Raw genomic sequence first — 18,468 nt, forward strand, 5'->3', positions numbered from 1 at the left:
AAACAGACGCACTAAGCCATATATTTTGCCAGGTACTTTTTAAAGACTGGATCGCTCTGTGCTAACCCTTTTTGTTCTGCCAGAATTTCTTTTAGCATCTGCTTGGAAGTCAGAGGATTGGCCAGCACCACTCTGAATACCACGGTAGGCTGATACTGATATTGTGAAGGGGTTAAGCGCGTCCGTGATACAAAAGAGCGGCCTGATTCACGCTGACGCTTCTGCATACTAGCAGTAAATCGGTTCAACGCCGCATAAATGTCGATGCGCTCCTGTTCATCGGCTTGTTCAATCGCCTGACGGATCTGTTTTGGTACATAGCGATAGGTCAGCAGACATAACTCGGGCTCTGAGACCAACTCAAAATCGTCTTCTTCGCGGATCAGGTCTGCAAAAAATTGTGCTTTTTCAATGCCTTTATCAATCAGCATTTCGTACCCTTTGCGGCCTATCACCCGTAAGCATGCATGAACCAGCATAGCCATACCAGGGCGACTGCCCTCAAGTGTATGACTACCCAGGTCTTTTGAACCTTTACGCAAAATGTACTCAGCATGGTGTTCTATGGCATCTGTTGCGGTGGGGTCTTTAAACAGTACTATGCCTGCGCCCATTGGCACATACATTTGCTTGTGCGCATCAATGGTGATCGAATCAGCTAACTCAATGCCTTTAAGCAAATGACGGTAACTCGCTGACAACAAAGTCGCGCCGCCCCAGGCTGCATCAACGTGAAAATGACATCCCAGTTCCTGAGCCAGCGCCGCCATTTCAGGTAAGGGGTCTATGTTGCCCGTTTCAGTAGTGCCGGCCACGCCAACAATCGCCATGACCTTAATACCCTGCTCACTCAGCGTCTGTGCCTTAGCGCGCATCGCCTCAACGTCAACTTTATTGTTCTCATCGGTTTTCACGGCAATGAAATTACTGCGGCCAATGCCCAGAACGTCGGCAGCTTTACCCAACGAGTAGTGACCACGTTCAGACACCAGCACAGCCAGGCCTTTATACCCATAGTGCATCATGGCTGCCATGATCCCTTCACTGGCAAGTCCTTTGAAGTCACCATCCGGCCCCAGCAAACGGTTGCGGGCAATCCACAGAGCCGAAATGTTGGCAATGGTCCCCCCGGAGCAAAATGCGCCGAGTGCAGTCTTGGCACTGTGCATCCACTTTTCATAGAAGGTATCATCTTCGCCATAGGCTAAATGATGCATCATGCCCAGCACCTGGCGCTCCAAAGGCGTAAAGGCCTTTGAAGTTTCTATTTTTACCAGGTTCTGATTCAAACCGACCATCAGCTTTGACAACGGCAGAACAAAATGCGGCAGCGCTGAGGTCATATGCCCGATAAAGCTTGGCGACGCTGTATGTACAGAATGCGCAACCAATTGCTCCATAATATCCTGAGCATAGTCAGAGACAAACATCGGTTCTTCGGGGATCATTGCCGACTGAAAGTCTTTTTCTATCTCATGCAATGGTTTTTCAATTGCTGCGATATTTTCATTCAGAAAGCCCGCCAGATTACTGGAAATTTCCTGCTCTATTACACTTAACGTGGAGCTGGGTGCTTCTGGAACGGTAAAGATACGCATTAAGCTTTCTTCAGAAGCGACTGCACAACGCTTTGGACCCATTTTAATACCTAATCATGCGTGGGTAACTGATGTGGGGAGTTACCTTGCCAAGTTGATACGAAATGACTAACTTTACTGTAAAGTGATGGGAAAGTCTGCAATGCAGTCAAAAAAAATGAACTCTGCTTGATAATTTGATGAACCTCTGATGACACAGCATCGCACAATAAACCCAGTATTTAGTACGATGCATGTAAGGAATAGGGTTCATAAATAAGGCAAATTCGTTAAATATTTTGTCAGCATTGTCAGAAATGGATAGTATTAGGAACAATTCGTCCCACCAAACTTGCAGACTCAAACGGAAACTGACAATGAATAAACGGAATTTTGCGCTTAGGGCCTTATCTCTGACCTGGATAGTCATCGGCTTTGTGGTTTTTATTGCCTCTTTGTCGGCCTATGTGCTTTACACCTATCATCAGACCCGTACCACCATAGTACAAGGGATAGATCAAAAGCTCCTCATGGCAGCCCGCAGTACCCAGCTCATATTGGGAGAAGACTATCATGACCGGCTTAACGAAATTGACAGCGACGAATACCGCCACAAGAGTATGCAGTTATCTCAACTCGCGCAACATCTGGGTGTCGAATACGTGTACGCCATGGTCTATGATGCGCCCTATGTCCGTTTCAGTGCCTCTAGTTACACCCAAAATGATGTCTTACAAGACAAAGTTACGCGCATGCTCGACCTCTACCCCGAGGCGACCTCGGTTAACAAAAGCGCATTTCGCTCAACACAGCCGCTATACGAAGTGTCTGAAGACAAGTGGGGCCATTTTAAAACCATTTTTATTCCTCACGTAACACGAGACGGGAAGGTCTATCTCACCGGAGCCGATATTAAAACATCGCACATCCAAACCGAACTGGCAAAAAGCGTTAAAGAAGCCTTGTTTACTGCCTGCTTTTTCTTTGCTGTTGCTTTACTGGTAGCAGGGATGTATTTGCTGATACTGAGAAAAACCCTGACAACCGACCCGCGTACCGGATTTCCCAATCGTCTGGCTTTAGAGCAGGATCTGGCCAAAAACCCCACTCAGCACCTTAGTTTGGCCATTATTGCAATCAACGAGTTGGAAGAGATCGTGAGTTTTTATGGCACCGATGTCGGTGATGAGATCATACGCAGGGTGATGAGCCATTTCAGTGAATTTACCGCACCATTTAAAGTGTACCGCCTTGCCACTGCAAAACTGGTGTTATTGAGCGACGCAAACAAAGGAGAGCACTACCTGAGTAGCTTGATCAATGAATTTCCTGCCACAACCCCGATTTTACAGGACCCACATTTATACATTCAGGTAACCGCAGGCATAGCCAGTGGCAATAAACGCCTGCTGTTAGAGAATGCGTTTATTGCATGCCGACAGGCACAACAAAAACAGCAACGGGTATGCATCTATGGACAAGATCCAACGCAGATAAAAACCATTCAGGAATCCCACATCGCCATTGCAAAAACAGTTCAAAGTGCTTTTGAACAACACCGCATTCTGCCCTACTTTACGCCACGCATGGGCACTGAGAGCAAAGCCGTCGAGCAATATCATTGCACCCCGAGAGTACTCACAGAGCAGGGCCTTATCTTACGTCCTGAATCTTTCTCAGAAGTGATCCGCCACTCCAGGCTGAGCTCTCAACTAACCAAAGTCATGCTAGAACTGTGCACCGCACATTTTCGAAAATCACATCACGCCTGGAGCATGCAACTGAGCTGGCAGGATCTGGCCGACCCGCAAATCATGGAGTTTATTTTTGCGCAACTCAGGCGCTATCCGCAGCCGGCAAAAATTACCTTTGAACTCGAAGAACAAGAAGTGATTGAACACTTTGCCGACATGCGGGTTTATATCAATGTGCTAAAAAGCAAAGGTGTGAATATCATGGTAGCGTCGAGCAACAGTGGATTGCTGACTATCAGCCGGGTGCTGAAGCTCACCATAGACAGCGTTAAGCTTACTTCCAGCGTTATAGAGCAGCTAAGTGAAGAGAGCGAACTGCATGAATATATTGAACACATTGCCAGGCTCTGCCATGAGCGCCAAATCACTTTGTTAGTAGACGGTGTACAAAGTAAATATCAACTGGAGCAATTGCTAAGCTGCAACGTTAAGTTGGTTGAAGGGAGCTTGATTGGTGCACCTGGCCCACACATCAATGTCAACCAGAGCAATATGGGGAGAGATTTCCAGGCCAGTGCCTGACCTATCACCTGCAATAACACAAGTGATAGGGAAACCTTATAATTGAGCAATCAGCCGGGTACTTTGTTGCCCACTGGCCCAGTACTTACGCTCAAACGGCGTCATGGCTGTGTCACTTTCATAGTTGCTTACCGTTGCCTGAACTCCCGCGAGTGCCAGACTGCGGGCAAACTCCTCTACGTAAATTGCCCAGTTACTGCGTAGTTCAAGTCGTCCCCCCAGCTTCACGATATATGGGAATACCGCCGCTCCATGCCAGCGCCTTTGCAGGTGTTTCGCTTTAGGCCAGGGGTTAGGGTAAAGCAAGTAATGATGACTTGGCTGCCAATTGGCCTCGCAGGCAAGACGCCAGAAATCATTTAGATCTGCCTGAACCAGAATATAGTGACCCGACTCTGTTTGCTTATATTCAATGTCGTGCTTTTCAAGTCGATGCTCTGACTTATCAATACCTATGACCAACGCATTCGGGTGTAGTTTGGCTAAATTCGCCGTACTTTCCCCCACCCCACAACAGGAATCCAGAATGATCGGACCATCGAATGCCTGTACTTTCTCATTCACCTGCTCAAAGGCTTGTTGTGTATGCACAGCAATGGGTTTTTTGAATGGCGTGTTGAGGTGCTTTTGGACTACCTCATCTAACTTTTCATGCAGTCCGGTCTGATTACTGGTGATGCTTCTGGAATTGGCGTCTGACATAACAGCGTGTTGTGGCTCGTAGTGTGAAAAATATTGCGAGTATTTTATCTCAGTCTGCAAGATTAAGTAAGCGGTTGTGTGGCAGAGTCTTCCCCTGCCACCTTGCTTGATAGCCTGATGATCAGTGACGCAAGCCGACGCCGCGCTTGATCAGGTTCAGTGCCACTGCAAATAACACGGTGATGAAGCCCAGCAATACACCAAAGGCCAGGGTAATATTGACATCAGACACTCCCAGGAAGCCATAACGGAACGCATTCACCATGTAGATGATTGGGTTTATCTGAGACACCCCCTGCCAGAATTCAGGCAACAAGGTGATGGAGTAAAACACCCCGCCCAGATAAGTCAGTGGTGTCAGCACAAAGGTTGGAATGATACTGATGTCATCAAAGCTATTGGCAAAGACGGCATTGATCAAACCACCCAATGCAAACACAGCAGAAGTCAGCAATACCGTTAATACAATTACCGCCAGGTTGTGAATTTGAATATCCACAAACAGCAGGCTGACCAGAGTCACTATCAGACCCACCAGCATACCCCTCGCCATGCCGCCGCCTATATATCCCAGCACTATGATGTAGTTTGGCACCGGTGCCACTAACAACTCTTCAATGCTTTTCTGGAACTTAGTAGAATAAAAGCTTGATGCCACGTTTGAATAGGAGTTGGTGATCACCGACATCATAATAAGACCCGGCACAATGAACTCCATATAGCTAAACCCGCCCATTTCACCAATTCGTGAGCCGATAAGAGAGCCAAAAATCACAAAATATAAAGTCATGGTAATAGCCGGTGGTACCAGAGTTTGTACCCAGATCCGTAAGAAACGAATGCACTCTTTTATCCAAATACTTTTTAGTGCCACGCCGTAGTTTAAGATTTTCATTCGCTGCGCCCCTGTTCCAACAACCCGACAAACAATTCTTCCAGACGGTTTGCCTTATTTCGCATACTCAGCACGGTATTACCTTGTTCATTCAGCTGGGTAAATACCCCATTGAGCCCCTGAGATTTCGCGACTTCAACTTCCAGCGTATGATCGTCTGTCAGGACAAACTCGTAACCTGCCAAGTTAACCGGATTAATGGGTGCCTTGAGGTCCAGTACAAAGGTTTCTTTGTCCAGCTTCGCCAGCAAGGCTTTAATGGTCGTATGTTCGACAATTTTACCCTGGTCGATAATGGCGATATTACGACACAGCAATTCAGCTTCTTCCAGATAATGGGTGGTCAGAATAATGGTGATACCCTGAGCATTGATTTCACGTAAGAAATCCCACATTGAGCGGCGCAGTTCAATATCAACACCCGCTGTTGGTTCGTCCAGGATCAGCAGCTTAGGTTCATGCATAAGCGCACGGGCAATCATCAAACGGCGTTTCATACCACCTGATAAAGTCCGTGCCTGCTTGTCTTTTTTATCCAGTAAACCCAATTGCTTTAGATATTTCTCGGCACGCTCATGGGCCTGAGCCCTTGGTACACCATAGTACCCCGCCTGATTGACCAAAATCTGATTAAGGGTTTCAAACTGGTTAAAATTGAATTCCTGTGGCACCAGGCCCAGATGAGATTTAGCCGCTTCCAAATCGGTGTCTATGCTTTGGCCAAATACTTCCACCTGACCCGCCGTTTTGTTCACCAAGGATGAAATCACACCTATAGTCGTCGACTTACCGGCACCATTTGGGCCCAGCAGCGCAAAGAAGTCGCCCTGCTCAACCTGTAAATCAATCCCTTTGACGGCCTCAACGCCGTTGCTATAGACCTTACGCAGGCCAGATATATTTAATGCCTTTGTCATGTTATTGTTTTTCCTCACATCCCCATGTTGTTGTTTTCACTTATTTGTACCAATACGCTTTGTTACCCAGTCTGGTAAAAAGCGCCACATCTCAGCGCCCGGGTGGTCTTGACTTGGATATTCAGTGGTTCTGAATACGCCATTTTCAACCCTAGTCATGATGAGATTTAACCTCTCTGCGCCTGTGACGTATTAACGCAGCGGAGGTTTAATCTCCATAGCCCCAGCGCTTTGCTAACCGATGCTCTATGCCCAAATGATCTAAAATACGCGCCACCATGAAATCGACTAAGTCCTCGATACTTTGTGGCTGATGGTAAAAACCGGGGGCTGCGGGCATAATGGTGACCCCTAGCCGACTCAGCTTGAGCATATTTTCCAAATGAATGGCACTGAACGGCGTTTCTCTGGGCACCAGGATCAGCTCACCACGCTCTTTGATCACCACGTCGGCCGCGCGCTCCAGCAAGTTGTCGGACGCGCCCATGGCAATGGCCGATACACTCCCTGCACTGCATGGGCAGACCACCATTTTCTTAGGAGCCGCAGAGCCCGATGCCACCGGGCTAAACCAGTTGTCTTTACCAAACACCTGGATCTGTCCTGCTTTGGCCTGATAGAGCTCGCTGAGCTGTGCTGTGGCCTTGTCTTCATTACCAGACAATTTGATATTCGATTCGGTGTCCAGCACCACTCGGGCAGCACTGGAAATCAACACATAAACCTGATAATCCAGCGCCACCAGTACTTCGAGTAAACGCAATCCGTAGGGCGCACCCGACGCCCCGCTGAACGCCAGTGTAATAGCTGGCTTAAATTGTGACATAACTTTATGACCTCTTTTCGCGCAGTGCACTTAACACTGCCTCATGGATCCCATTAAACCCACCATTGCTCATGATCAAAACATGCTCACCCGGCTTTGCCTGCGCCGCTACCGCCGCAACAATCTCATCGGTGTTGTGATAGCACTCGTACCCTGCTTGTTGAGCGGCTTCTTGTAATGACCAGCTCAGCTTAGGCGGCTCAAACAACAGCACCTCATCGGCTGCCGCCAGTGAGTCCATCAACGTTTGCTGGTGAACCCCCATTTTCATGGTGTTAGAACGCGGCTCCAGAATCGCTGTAATTCGGGCATCACCCACCTTGGCACGCAATCCGGCCAGAGTGGTTTCAATTGCTGTGGGGTGATGAGCAAAATCGTCATACACACAGACTCCATTAACCTCGCCCAGCAATTCCATCCGCCGCTTAGGTGATTTAAACTCACCGAGCGCCTCTATACTGACTGACACAGGAATACCCACATGACGCGCAGCGGCGATCGCCATCAGCGCATTTTTGACATTGTGCTCACCAATGGCCTGCCAACTTACCATGCCCTGGCTTTCGTTGTTCAGCAGCACCTCAAACTGGCTGCCATCTGCTTTGCACAGACGATAATCCCAGTCACCACCAAGCGTTTCTTGCTGGCTCCAGAAGCCTTTGTCTATCACTTCACACAGGGGTTTATCCGCTGCCGGGTAAATTGCTTTACCCTGCGCAGGTAAAGTACGAAGCAAATGGTGGAACTGGGTCTGAATTGCAGCCAAATCAGCAAAAATATCGGCGTGATCAAATTCCAGGTTGTTCATGATCAAGGTTCGCGGCAGGTAATGAACAAACTTACTGCGCTTATCAAAGAACGCCGTGTCATATTCATCGGCTTCAATGACAAAAAACGGGGTATCACTGGTGCGCGCCGATACACCAAAGTTTTGCACTATGCCCCCGATCAGGAAACCGGGACGCAATCCAGCGTATTCCAGTAACCAGGCCAGCATACTGGCAGTTGTCGTTTTCCCATGAGTGCCAGCCACTGCCAGTACCCAGCTGTTTTGCAAAACGTGATGTTTTAACCATTCGGGGCCAGAGGTGTAAGGTAAGCCGCGTTCCAGCACATATTCTACACAGGCGTTACCGCGGCTCATGGCATTGCCAATCACCACCATATCGGGTGCTGGGTCCAGCTGGGCCGGATCGTAGCCTTGGGTTAATTCAATACCAAGCGACTCCAGCTGAGTGCTCATAGGGGGATAAACGTTTTGATCGGATCCTGTCACTTTATGGCCCAGCGACTTTGCAATGGCTGCAATGCCACCCATAAAGGTGCCGCAGATCCCAAGAATGTGAATATGCATGATTTTATTAATTAATTAGCTGACTAACCCGCTTAGGTTATCATACTCGCCTGAACCTTGGCTGGTTTTATGAGCAGAACCACACAAAACACTTTTGCAGCTGGTGCAAAGTCACTGCTACAGACATGAAAAAACCGGCTTAAGTGCATCACCTAAGCCGGTTTTTAAATACAATTTTAACGAGCTACTTAATTAAGCAACACCGTACTGGTCACGATACGCTTTAACCGCTTCCAGGTGCTCAGCCATATCACCTTGTTGCTCAAGATAAGTGATCAAATCAGCCAATTTTACGATAGACACCACAGCGGTATTAAAATCGCGCTCAACTTCCTGAATAGCAGACAGCTCACCTTTGCCTTTTTCCTGACGATCAAGGGCAATCAACACACCCGCCAGATCTGCGTCATTGGCAGCGATGATTTCCATCGACTCACGGATAGCCGTGCCCGCCGTGATCACATCATCCACCAGCATGATACGACCTGTCAGCTCAGAGCCTACCAGGTTACCACCTTCACCGTGCTGCTTTTTCTCTTTACGGTTAAAGCAGTAAGGTACGTCTTTGTCATAATGATCTGCCAGTGCAACAGCCGTGGTCGTCGCAATTGGGATCCCTTTATACGCCGGACCGAACAGGACATCGTAGGCAATGCCAGCATCTTCCAGTGCGGCTGCGTAAAAACGACCTAAACGCGCCAAATCACGGCCGGTGTTGAACAATCCTGCATTGAAGAAATAAGGGCTGGTACGGCCAGATTTAAGCGTAAATTCACCAAACTTCAGCACCTGCTTTTGTAGGGCAAATTCAATAAAGTCTTTTTGATACTGTTTCATGCGATACCTTCTTATTTACTTATGCTTATGCCAGAGCCTGTTTTTGCAGGTCAATGATCTCACGGATTGAATGCTTGGCCAGTGCCAGCAGCTCATCCAATTCTTCAAATGAGAAAGGTTCGCCCTCGGCCGTGCCCTGCACTTCAATCAGTTTGCCGGTTTCCGTCATGATCACGTTCATGTCGGTCTCAGCTTCTGAATCTTCCAGGTATTCCAGATCGGTAATGGCCTCGCCGTTGTAAACACCCACAGAGATAGCTGCAATCATAAACTTCAGCGGGTTAGCATTGATCATGCCCTTGGCACGCATGTGCGTCAGTGCATCAACCAATGCCACACAAGCACCGCTGATAGATGCAGTACGTGTACCACCGTCTGCCTGTAACACATCACAATCGATGGTAATGGTGTTTTCGCCCAATGCGCTCAGATCAACCGCAGCACGCAATGCACGGGCGATCAGACGCTGGATCTCCATGGTACGTCCGCCCTGCTTACCTTTTGCCGCTTCACGGCCATTACGCGTGTGAGTAGAACGCGGAAGCATCCCGTATTCTGCAGTGATCCAGCCTTTGCCCTGGCCTTTCATAAAACGCGGTACACCCGCTTCAACCGTGGCAGTACACAACACCTTAGTGTTGCCGAACTCAACCAGCACCGAGCCCTCGGCATGCATAGTATAGTTACGTGTAAAAGTTACCGGTCTGATTTGATTTGCAGTTCTTTCGCTTGGACGCATCCACCTTCCCCTATCATCAAAGTTTCGCGATATTATAAAGGGTTCCCAGGCGCTATGCCATGCGGATCGCGAATAATTCACACCCAGCCACTAGAGCTGGGCGATGTTTCAGCTATAATGGCGATGTTTCGTTCATGGCGATGTGTGTGTTCACCAACGACAGCGCTGTACCTTAGGTAGCCACATGCAGACACGCCGCAACCTTAAATTAAATTAGGAACTTATATGATCCATAGTATGACCGCTTATGCCCGTAAAGAGATCAAGGGCGACTGGGGCACCGGTGTGTGGGAGATCCGCTCCGTCAACCAACGCTATCTTGAAACCTTTATCCGCGCACCGGAACAGTTCCGAGGCCTGGAACCGGTCATTCGCGAGCGCCTGCGCAAACACTTACAGCGCGGTAAAGTGGAAGTATTTTTGAAGTTCACCGCCAACCCGGCACACGTAGGTCAGCTGTCGATCAACGAAACCCTGAGTAAACAGCTGATCGAAAATGCCAAGTGGGTCCAGTCGCACAGCGGTGGCGAGATCAACCCAACAGACATCCTGCGCTGGCCAGGCGTCATGGAAGCCGAAGAGGTAGATCTGGACACAGTAAACAGCGAGCTGTTAAAAGGCTTTGATGCCCTGGTTGAAGAATTTAAAGCGGCGCGCGCAAGCGAAGGTAACAACCTGGAAACCATGATCACCACCCGCCTGGATGGTATTCTAGAGCAGGTTGCCGTTGTTGAAGGTCACATGCCAGAAGTGGCTAAATGGCAACGTGAAAAACTCACCGCCAAGCTGGAAGAGCTGAAAGCCGAAATCGATGAGAGCCGCCTGGAACAAGAGCTAATCTACCTGGCACAAAAACAGGACGTGGCAGAAGAACTCGACCGCCTCAAGTCACACGTTAAAGAAACCCATAAGATCCTGAAAAAAGGCGGCGCCTGTGGCCGACGTCTGGACTTTATGATGCAAGAGTTCAACCGCGAGTCCAACACCCTGGCGTCTAAATCCATCAATACCGAGATCACCAACGCCGCCGTTGAACTCAAGGTACTGATTGAGCAAATGCGCGAGCAGATCCAGAATATTGAATAAAGCTCACTAGCGCTCACAAAAACTCTTAAAACATTGAAAAACCTCGCTTTATAGCGGGGTTTTGTTTTTTATCGTTCCGTATTTTTTCATTCTGTTCCATCCAATTGGTGAGTATTGTGGTGAGTATTTTTCACTGCTAGTCTCAAACTACTGGTGAGTACAAGAGGTGAAGAAATGCCAAATTTAACAGTTAAACAAGTCAACATACTTGCTAAAGGTCAGCATAGTAAAACATCCGATGGCAATGGGTTGTCGTTCGTCGTACCTAAACGTGGTGAACCTTATTGGTCCCTTAGATATTCTGTAAACGGTAAAAGAAGGGAGAAATCCCTTGGAAAAGCTCGACAGATAACTCTAGCAGAAGCACGAGGGCTCGCTGAAGAAGAGCGTACAAAACTTCGTGAAGGCTTGGACCCATTGTCGAAGTTTGCAGGAAGTGTTCTCAACATTCGATCTATGGATGAGTTGTTTGATGATTACTACCAAAACAAACTATTACGCTTAGTTCACCCGAACATTCCTAAAAGAAAGTATCAAAATGATATCTCGCCTTATATTGGCAATATGGATGTTAATAACATAACCCCTATTCACGTTAGGAACATTATAAGAAGTATTGCTGATAGCGAAAGGCCAAGCGTTGCTAATGATGTATTGGATTTACTAAACAATTTGTTCAAACATGCAACCCAACTAGGTCTCACCCTTAATAATCCCGCATCTGTATTTTCATATATGGATGCTGGAGGACAAGAGGAACCAAGGACTCGTTATCTTACGCTCGAAGAAATTAAGCCCGTATATGAAATATTTAGACAACACCCTGAGTCATTTACCCGAGATAACTATCTAGCTTGTAGCTTATTACTTGTTTTGGGCGTACGCAAAAATGAGCTTTTGCAGGCACCTTGGGCTGAGTTTGATCTAACAAATGCAGTTTGGCACCTACCAAAAAATAGAACAAAGAAAAAATATAAAGGTATTAATATACCTTTACCGCCAATAGCACTTGAATGGCTTCAAGAATTGAAAATTCGAGGTGCTGGATCTGACTATGTATTTCCCGCTAGACGCAGAAGTAAAAAGCCATATATGGGGAGTGATACATTAAATCGTGCCATTGATGGGCTCTTCGGCATTGCACAAGGAAAAAAAACACCTCCACCTAACAGAATGGGCGACATTGAACATTTTACAGTACACGATCTTCGAAGAACTTTTCGATCATTAGTGTCCATGCTTGGATACTCTGGTGAGCTCGGCGAGCGATGCTTAAACCATAAAATTAGCAGGTTAGATGATACCTACAACAAATATGATTACTTTGAAGAAAGAAAGGTAGTGCACATCAAAGTGTCAGAAGCATTAGGCACTTTCTTTTAAGGAAAAAAGAAAGCCCCCGGCAGCTATGCTACCAGGGGCCGATATCTTACGCTTTATGTCGATGAACTGGCACCATTACTAAGATGGGAGAAGAACGATTCGACTAGCTAAATACAATTCTAAATGATCCTGACGCACGTGTCAAAATTATTTCGCACTACAAGCCTTTCTTCCAAAAGCTTGGTAGTATCACTAAGAGTATAAAAATGGATAGAAAAATCTCAATATGCCACACGATTATGATTATACAGAGCCTAAAAAATTAATTAGCTCAGCCAGGCTTTCAAGCTATAAACATTCTTTAGGGTTAACCAGTGATGCGGAGCTTCTTGGCGCTTATAGCTGGAACTTAACTTTGGTGGGTTCTTTCTATCCACTTATTCAACTAATTGAAGTTGCGCTACGGAATGCAATTAATGAAGTAGCGAAGAACAACATAACAACGCCTCCAGGGCAGTTCTGGTTTCAAGCTATTCCTTCTACTCAAGAAGAGAATGAACATGGAGACTTGTGTCACCCTGAGCAAGTTAAAAAGTTTAAAGAAAAGCTCAAGAGTGCAAAAAAAGAAGCCAAAAAGGCCCTAGAGGACAAAGGTAGAGACCCCGAAACTGTTACCTTAGATCAAATCATTTCTAAAACCGATTTTTCAGTATGGGAATATATTTTAGACAAAAGCTTTTACGATGGTGGTGATAACAACTACTTGTGGCCATCAAAATTGACTAAAGCCTTTAGAAAACTACCTAGAGTTACCGTGAAAAGCAACCCGATGTTTCATCAAAGGGATGCATTACGGAGACGAGTTGAGGAAGTAAGAGGTTTTAGGAACCGCATTTCTCATAACGAACCCGCTTGGCGTATTAGTGATGTGAACTCCCCAGAAGATGCAATAACAACCCTTACCGAAAAATTAGATAATATGCTAGAGCTCTTGTATTGGATATCGCCAAAGTTTCAAAAATATGTACGCGATGTTGGTTTGGAATCAAGAATTAGACAGGTTCTAAACTTACAAGAGTTTAGTCGATATATTCACGCGTTTGAGACTTATGATATAGAAGATTTGGAAGGCCTTATTGAGCTCGTTCAAAAGGCCAATCAAGACAATAGTCGATTTTATGTCAAATTCGGAGCTATTCCGTCAATCATTGCCCCTCATAACACCCCGTTGTTACAGTAATGAAAATTAATTTCCATTAATCCAAAGCAAAATATCAGACAGCAACCAGCGGGCTTTCCCCTTACCAACGCTCGAGGCTGGCGGGGTTTCTCCCGCCTTTTGCATGCGCCACCAGGTAGTGCGGCTTATGCCGGTTCTGCGGCAGCGCTCAGTCTCACTTATCAGTCGCTCTTCTTCGCCATAAAGCTTTAAAATGCCCGCTCGTTTTTCAAATAGCTCGTTATTCATGTTCGTCTCCAAGTTCCACGCGATTCTTTAGTATCCAAGTATCAACTTCTGTTCTCTTGAAAAAGGTTCGCCGGCCTCCAAGCTTGTAGTAAGGCAACCCTTCTCTAACTTGTTGACGCAAGAAATTCGGGCTCAGTGCTGTGTACTGGACACACTCGTCAAATGTAAGAAACTCTTTGCTGTTGAGCGCTACTTTGCAAAGTTGGCTTTCAATAACGCATTTTATTTCGTCAAATAGTTGATCAGTAAGCATTAGTAATTCTCGCTCTGGGAAGCTGGGAAAGTGGGATTAGTATTACGATTCAAAGAGTTATCATTTGGATAAAAGTGGGATAGATCTACACTTTCACCGCATTCACGACAGATTTTCTCAGGAAAAAGCTTAATAAACCGCTCTCCTCCTATTTTAAATGTGCGTCGCGTGCCCTCATTGGAAATGGCCCAGCCTTTTTGAAGCATGTAATGGACTGTTTGACTGTATTCATGAGCAACGGACTCAATTACTTCCGATTTGAATAACTTCTGAGGAATGTACCAAGCCAGTTCCGGCTCTGATTCGAAGAATCCAATGCTCCCATTATGTGATTCTCCCCGAGGACTCAGGCTATGCCGCCATTTATTGATTAGCTTGGTAAGCTTTTTAATAATTTTCTTACTTTCTGAATTTTCGGTGCTATTTCGGTCATCTAACCAAATTGTTGCTACTTGTTCTAATGCATCTTTAGCTTCACCCAAGTGCCATGGCAACAATCCTAAATTAATGGCAATTTCCCCCGCGGCGGCTAGCAGCGCAAATTTATCTAAAACGTTATTAGCTTGGCTCTCTATGTTTTTTGGCCAAGGCCACTGCTCCCGAATATCTTTGTACTCTTTAATAACCTCATTGTTTGGGCAATCAAAATTTGAGAGAGCTTCCACCCACGATTTAATGAAAGTACCATGGTATTTACCTATGCTGGCTGATAAGTACTCAGCAAACTCTTTAGCCGAAGTAAATTCATGAGTATTTTCAAAAGCATCGTATTTGCTAAATACTGGAACCTCTATTAACCGGACTGACTGCCCTGCACTAACACTTTGATTAATGCCTAACAAAAGCTCTTCAAGGGTAAGCTCCCCGGTACTAAGAAATATTGTGCGCCAACGATAACGCTTATCTAGGGCGCCATCTTGTTGGCTTCTTAGTTTTGATACGCCATTACACAAATGGTAAATTAACTGACCTATCTCTTGCGCGGGGCACTGCTTAAATTCATCAAGACAAAGCAACATGTTATTTCGCGCACGAGCGATAGACTCAATACCGTTAGAAGTAGAGCTCCAAGTTTCCCAGTAAGTTTGATCTGAATAGATACTTGCAGCCACTTTCATCACTGTAGACTTGCCTGATTTTGAACTACCGACAATTTGTATTCCAAAGCTCTCTAAATCAGTCCATCCAATAATAGGGGCCGCAAGTGCAGTACATACAGCAAGAATCATGATTGGATTGCCTCGGCAATACTTTCCTATATTTTGTTGCCAATCCAACAATGAGCCGGATTCAACTACGCTGTCACCTGCAAATTCACCAACATAGACTGCTGAAGTATCGTATTGGCCTATACTCCAATCCGGTGTCACAAATTGCCTATCAACCCAACCACTTTGCCTTGCGCTGTAAGCATGCAGATTACAAGGAGTTTCAATTAGGTAGGCTAAAAGAGATTCCCACGAGTTTTTTCCTGGCGTGATTTGAAAACCAGACCTAAGTAGCCTCTTTTTAAATTTTTTTGCAAAATTGTCATCAACTTCTCCCATTGGCAGTACTTCTCGAATTGGTAAGCCAAAGTAGTTTTTCCACTCTAAAAGGCGGCCGAAGTCATCTCGCTTATCATGGGAAGAGACAATAGCTTTCACTTCTATTGGCCCAGATATTTTTTTTTCTTCACCACTGCTAGTGTATGAGTAAATACCATCGGGTTTTGTCTTTAGCATGAATTTCACCTCTCAAAATCAACGCATTTGTATTACTTGAATCATTGAGAGTTAGGTTGACACGCTTTGACACAGGTTGGATCGGAAAAACCCCCCTTACTTTCGAGGGGTTTTTCTAAGCTTTAAAGAAAACACCAATATTTACCCATTTCAGGGACTTAATTTTCACGTAAAGTTGGAGAAAACAGCAACTTTTGGGCATCAAGAATTAGGCATGCCTAATTTTTTCGCTAGAGATATTGGATATCAGTCGAATTTATTGAGGTTGTCGCGATTAAAATGAAATAGTAAAGCAAAAAAAATGACCAGCGCCAAAACCATGGTGCATCCGGTAAGCAAAGGAGCCATCACTATATTCTCCCTTCTTTAATTGCTTTAAATAGATCGTGTTTTAGTTTGTCGTAGTGGCGAGTAGCGCGAATAGCCAGCACCATTAACACCCACATTTGAAACCATTCATATGTTGTCATAGCAGTTCCTATTAATTTTAATGCCTGGTAATACCGGTAAATACGTTACCTTCCCAGTTACACAACTCGATAATCCAATTACTGATTTGCTGTCGCTTATTAGGATTATAGCCGGTAAACGGGAATGTTATTTTGGTGCTGCGCGCTTTAAACTTTGAAAAGGGCTCCAGTCTTACATCCCAGAAAGCCCCATATTCGTTGGTTACATCGAACGAAAACGCCTTTTGGGATATTAAAGTGAGTAACATATCCTCTTCTGTCTGAACATCCTTATCAAAAGAAAGGCCTAGTGGCTCACATTCGACTTCAATACCACGCAGTCGATGTTTGATCTCAGCAAACGCGGGTAAAAATGGCCGCAGCTCAGAGTTATTAATCAATTTTTCTTCGTTCATAATATCCGCCCCCAATTTGGCATGCCAAATTAGCCTATGTATTAGCTCTAGTAATAAGTGTCGTATAACTCGCCTCTGCCTGAGCATCCTCAGCCTCTTGACGAGTCATATGTTCGCCATCAGCGATAATATTACCCATACCATCATCAAGCTTATCGAGTTGTTCATTTTCCGTAGATGATTGATCATCAGCGGTAAATATACTAATCAACAAGTAAATAACCCCTACAGACACGCACACGAAAGTTTCAAGCATAATCATTATCTCCAAAAAATTAGGCATGCCTAACCCATAGCTAAGCATTCCTTAGTATCTAGATTCAATTAAAGCTAAGAAAATCTTAGTTTTCAAGAGCAGATGTCTTACACCAATTGAAAACTAATGATGGTTCGCCGTTTCCAACACGGCTAAAGCAAGCAAGAACAAGACTCGGTCTGTCCCAAAAGCAGTTAGGAATAATGGCGGGGATGGATAAATTTGTTGCGTCTGCTCGTATGAACCAATATGAACGTGGTGTTCACACTCCTGATTTCAAAACGGTAGTCGCGTTGAGCGGTGTTCTAAAGGTGCCAACTGCCTTCTTGTACTGCATTGAAGACGAGTTGGCTGAAAAGATATTGGATTGGTCAGTAAGCGGATAAAATTAGGCATGCCTAATTTTAACTACCCAAGTAAGCATAGGTTATCTTCAAACGTTCATGACCTAACTCTTGGCTAATTTGCTCACGGACTTTGGTATCGTACTCATAATCAATTGGCGACAGCTCTTTTCTATGCGGGCCTCCGTCAGCAGGACATTTCCAGCCTGTAAGCTCTAAATAGCGCTCGCGAGCGTAATGATGACGCAATCCGTGATTTTTATTTAATCCAACTCTAATTGTTTCGCGGTCATACTGTTCCATTTGTGACTTATAGTTTTTGTCAGCTTCGATAAGTGTTGTGATTCAATAAAACCGGACACTATTTTAGGTGGTATTATTACCACTCAATGAGAGGTGTCCATGACCAGAAAACGTCGTACTTTTACACAGGAATTTAAGGTGGAAGCCGCCGCCTTGGTAATCGATAAAGGATATTCAGTGCCCGAAGCATGTCGGTCTCTGGATATTGGTGAAACGGCTTTGAGGCGCTGGATCCAGCAGCTGAAGCAAGAGCGTGGTGGTGAAACACCCCAGTCCAAGGCTCTAACGCCTGAGCAGCAGAAAATTCAAGAACTTGAAGCGCGAATTGATCGCTTGGAACGTGAAAAGTCCATACTTAAAAAGGCTACAGCTCTCTTGATGTCAGACGAGATGAACAATACTCGATAGTAGACCAGTTAAGTGAGCTTGAGCCTGTTGAATTGGTCTGCGAAACCTTTGATGTTCCGCGTTCAAGTTATTACGACTATAAACATCGAGTGAAGTCTAACAATACCGATGAACTTGCGTTACGAGCCAGGATAAACGAGCTATTCACATTAAGCCGGAATTCAGCGGGAAGTCGAACAATCATGGCAATGCTGGCTGACTCAGGAATAAAAGCAGGTCTTTTCAAAATCAGGCGCGTTATGAAGGATATGCAGCTCATATGCAAGCAACCAGGTTCACATAGCTATAAAAAAGCAACCGTTGAACGGCCGGATA

The 18,468-nt window shown here is 45.6% G+C and carries 18 protein-coding genes and 1 pseudogene; 6 read left to right on the forward strand and 13 right to left on the reverse strand.

Annotated features, from left to right (window positions below; genetic code table 11):
- Positions 1-11: 11 nt before the first annotated feature.
- A complete protein-coding gene (gene panP, locus IY568_RS20010) occupies positions 12-1,640 on the reverse strand; it encodes a pyridoxal-dependent aspartate 1-decarboxylase PanP (protein WP_194868497.1) in 1,629 nt (542 codons plus the stop codon).
- 314 nt (positions 1,641-1,954) lie between these two features.
- Between panP and IY568_RS20015 the strand changes: the two genes are divergently transcribed.
- Positions 1,955-3,853 (forward strand): GGDEF domain-containing protein, encoded by a 1,899-nt coding sequence (locus tag IY568_RS20015; RefSeq protein ID WP_194868498.1) that lies wholly within the window; start codon positions 1,955-1,957, stop codon positions 3,851-3,853.
- Between the two features lie 36 nt (positions 3,854-3,889).
- Here the strand turns inward: IY568_RS20015 and trmB are convergent, their stop codons facing one another.
- From trmB to rph, 7 genes are all read right to left on the reverse strand, one after another.
- A complete protein-coding gene (gene trmB, locus IY568_RS20020) occupies positions 3,890-4,555 on the reverse strand; it encodes a tRNA (guanine(46)-N(7))-methyltransferase TrmB (RefSeq protein ID WP_125559092.1) in 666 nt (221 codons plus the stop codon).
- Positions 4,556-4,676: 121 nt separating this feature from the next.
- The gene (locus tag IY568_RS20025) at positions 4,677-5,444 is read right to left on the reverse strand and encodes an ABC transporter permease (protein WP_125559197.1); all 768 of its coding nucleotides are present in this window, start codon (positions 5,442-5,444) and stop codon (positions 4,677-4,679) included.
- A gap of 2 nt (positions 5,445-5,446) precedes the next feature.
- On the reverse strand, positions 5,447-6,367 hold the full coding sequence (locus tag IY568_RS20030) for an ABC transporter ATP-binding protein (protein WP_010383482.1): 921 nt from the start codon (positions 6,365-6,367) through the stop codon (positions 5,447-5,449).
- Positions 6,368-6,575: 208 nt separating this feature from the next.
- Positions 6,576-7,193, reverse strand: a complete 618-nt coding sequence (locus tag IY568_RS20035; protein ID WP_010383483.1) for a flavin prenyltransferase UbiX — start codon at positions 7,191-7,193, stop codon at positions 6,576-6,578.
- Between the two features lie 4 nt (positions 7,194-7,197).
- Positions 7,198-8,547, reverse strand: a complete 1,350-nt coding sequence (gene mpl / locus IY568_RS20040) for a UDP-N-acetylmuramate:L-alanyl-gamma-D-glutamyl-meso-diaminopimelate ligase (RefSeq protein ID WP_125559090.1) — start codon at positions 8,545-8,547, stop codon at positions 7,198-7,200.
- Between the two features lie 192 nt (positions 8,548-8,739).
- On the reverse strand, positions 8,740-9,384 hold the full coding sequence (gene pyrE / locus IY568_RS20045; protein ID WP_125559088.1) for an orotate phosphoribosyltransferase: 645 nt from the start codon (positions 9,382-9,384) through the stop codon (positions 8,740-8,742).
- Between the two features lie 25 nt (positions 9,385-9,409).
- Positions 9,410-10,123: a ribonuclease PH gene (gene rph, locus IY568_RS20050; RefSeq protein ID WP_010383487.1), complete on the reverse strand. Its 714-nt coding sequence runs from the start codon at positions 10,121-10,123 to the stop codon at positions 9,410-9,412.
- Positions 10,124-10,348: 225 nt separating this feature from the next.
- Between rph and IY568_RS20055 the strand changes: the two genes are divergently transcribed.
- From IY568_RS20055 to IY568_RS20065, 3 genes are all read left to right on the forward strand, one after another.
- Positions 10,349-11,209, forward strand: coding sequence for a YicC/YloC family endoribonuclease (locus tag IY568_RS20055; protein ID WP_125559086.1), 861 nt, complete (start codon positions 10,349-10,351; stop codon positions 11,207-11,209).
- Between the two features lie 174 nt (positions 11,210-11,383).
- Complete coding sequence (locus tag IY568_RS20060; RefSeq protein WP_194868499.1) at positions 11,384-12,592, forward strand: tyrosine-type recombinase/integrase; 1,209 nt, start codon at positions 11,384-11,386, stop codon at positions 12,590-12,592.
- 226 nt (positions 12,593-12,818) lie between these two features.
- Positions 12,819-13,772 carry an Abi family protein gene (locus IY568_RS20065; protein ID WP_194868500.1) on the forward strand — a complete coding sequence of 318 codons (954 nt, stop codon included), beginning with the start codon at positions 12,819-12,821 and terminating at the stop codon, positions 13,770-13,772.
- Positions 13,773-13,778: 6 nt separating this feature from the next.
- Here the strand turns inward: IY568_RS20065 and IY568_RS20070 are convergent, their stop codons facing one another.
- The 4 genes from IY568_RS20070 to IY568_RS20085 form a co-directional block, all read right to left on the reverse strand.
- The gene (locus IY568_RS20070) at positions 13,779-14,000 is read right to left on the reverse strand and encodes a helix-turn-helix transcriptional regulator (RefSeq protein ID WP_194868501.1); all 222 of its coding nucleotides are present in this window, start codon (positions 13,998-14,000) and stop codon (positions 13,779-13,781) included.
- Positions 14,001-14,252: 252 nt separating this feature from the next.
- The gene (locus IY568_RS20075; protein ID WP_194868502.1) at positions 14,253-15,977 is read right to left on the reverse strand and encodes a DUF927 domain-containing protein; all 1,725 of its coding nucleotides are present in this window, start codon (positions 15,975-15,977) and stop codon (positions 14,253-14,255) included.
- 487 nt (positions 15,978-16,464) lie between these two features.
- A complete protein-coding gene (locus IY568_RS20080; RefSeq protein WP_194868503.1) occupies positions 16,465-16,842 on the reverse strand; it encodes a hypothetical protein in 378 nt (125 codons plus the stop codon).
- Between the two features lie 34 nt (positions 16,843-16,876).
- Positions 16,877-17,125, reverse strand: coding sequence for a hypothetical protein (locus IY568_RS20085; protein WP_228553472.1), 249 nt, complete (start codon positions 17,123-17,125; stop codon positions 16,877-16,879).
- An 89-nt stretch (positions 17,126-17,214) separates the two neighbouring features.
- On the opposite strand from IY568_RS20085, the gene IY568_RS20090 reads away from it, so the two are divergent.
- A complete protein-coding gene (locus IY568_RS20090; RefSeq protein WP_101566470.1) occupies positions 17,215-17,484 on the forward strand; it encodes a helix-turn-helix domain-containing protein in 270 nt (89 codons plus the stop codon).
- A gap of 18 nt (positions 17,485-17,502) precedes the next feature.
- Here IY568_RS20090 and IY568_RS20095 read toward each other — a convergent pair whose 3' ends face one another.
- Positions 17,503-17,745, reverse strand: coding sequence for a hypothetical protein (locus tag IY568_RS20095; RefSeq protein ID WP_228553473.1), 243 nt, complete (start codon positions 17,743-17,745; stop codon positions 17,503-17,505).
- Between the two features lie 99 nt (positions 17,746-17,844).
- Here IY568_RS20095 and IY568_RS24905 point away from each other — a divergent pair.
- Positions 17,845-18,468: pseudogene (locus IY568_RS24905) on the forward strand (transposase); the annotation flags it as partial.

Origin of the sequence: Pseudoalteromonas sp. PPB1 (genome assembly GCF_015356275.1) — a bacterium.
GTDB classification, from domain to species: domain Bacteria; phylum Pseudomonadota; class Gammaproteobacteria; order Enterobacterales; family Alteromonadaceae; genus Pseudoalteromonas; species Pseudoalteromonas rubra_D.

Bases quoted from the DNA above. Each gene is read 5' to 3' on its own strand.
- panP (WP_194868497.1), bottom strand. From the start codon at position 1,640: ATGGGTCCAAAGCGTTGTGCAGTCGCTTCTGAAGAAAGCTTAATGCGT.
- IY568_RS20015 (WP_194868498.1), top strand. From the start codon at position 1,955: ATGAATAAACGGAATTTTGCGCTTAGGGCCTTATCTCTGACCTGGATA.
- trmB (WP_125559092.1), bottom strand. From the start codon at position 4,555: ATGTCAGACGCCAATTCCAGAAGCATCACCAGTAATCAGACCGGACTG.
- IY568_RS20030 (WP_010383482.1), bottom strand. From the start codon at position 6,367: ATGACAAAGGCATTAAATATATCTGGCCTGCGTAAGGTCTATAGCAAC.
- IY568_RS20035 (WP_010383483.1), bottom strand. From the start codon at position 7,193: ATGTCACAATTTAAGCCAGCTATTACACTGGCGTTCAGCGGGGCGTCG.
- mpl (WP_125559090.1), bottom strand. From the start codon at position 8,547: ATGCATATTCACATTCTTGGGATCTGCGGCACCTTTATGGGTGGCATT.
- pyrE (WP_125559088.1), bottom strand. From the start codon at position 9,384: ATGAAACAGTATCAAAAAGACTTTATTGAATTTGCCCTACAAAAGCAG.
- rph (WP_010383487.1), bottom strand. From the start codon at position 10,123: ATGCGTCCAAGCGAAAGAACTGCAAATCAAATCAGACCGGTAACTTTT.
- IY568_RS20055 (WP_125559086.1), top strand. From the start codon at position 10,349: ATGATCCATAGTATGACCGCTTATGCCCGTAAAGAGATCAAGGGCGAC.
- IY568_RS20060 (WP_194868499.1), top strand. From the start codon at position 11,384: ATGCCAAATTTAACAGTTAAACAAGTCAACATACTTGCTAAAGGTCAG.
- IY568_RS20065 (WP_194868500.1), top strand. From the start codon at position 12,819: ATGCCACACGATTATGATTATACAGAGCCTAAAAAATTAATTAGCTCA.
- IY568_RS20070 (WP_194868501.1), bottom strand. From the start codon at position 14,000: ATGAATAACGAGCTATTTGAAAAACGAGCGGGCATTTTAAAGCTTTAT.
- IY568_RS20075 (WP_194868502.1), bottom strand. From the start codon at position 15,977: ATGCTAAAGACAAAACCCGATGGTATTTACTCATACACTAGCAGTGGT.
- IY568_RS20080 (WP_194868503.1), bottom strand. From the start codon at position 16,842: ATGAACGAAGAAAAATTGATTAATAACTCTGAGCTGCGGCCATTTTTA.
- IY568_RS20085 (WP_228553472.1), bottom strand. From the start codon at position 17,125: ATGCCTAATTTTTTGGAGATAATGATTATGCTTGAAACTTTCGTGTGC.
- IY568_RS20095 (WP_228553473.1), bottom strand. From the start codon at position 17,745: ATGGAACAGTATGACCGCGAAACAATTAGAGTTGGATTAAATAAAAAT.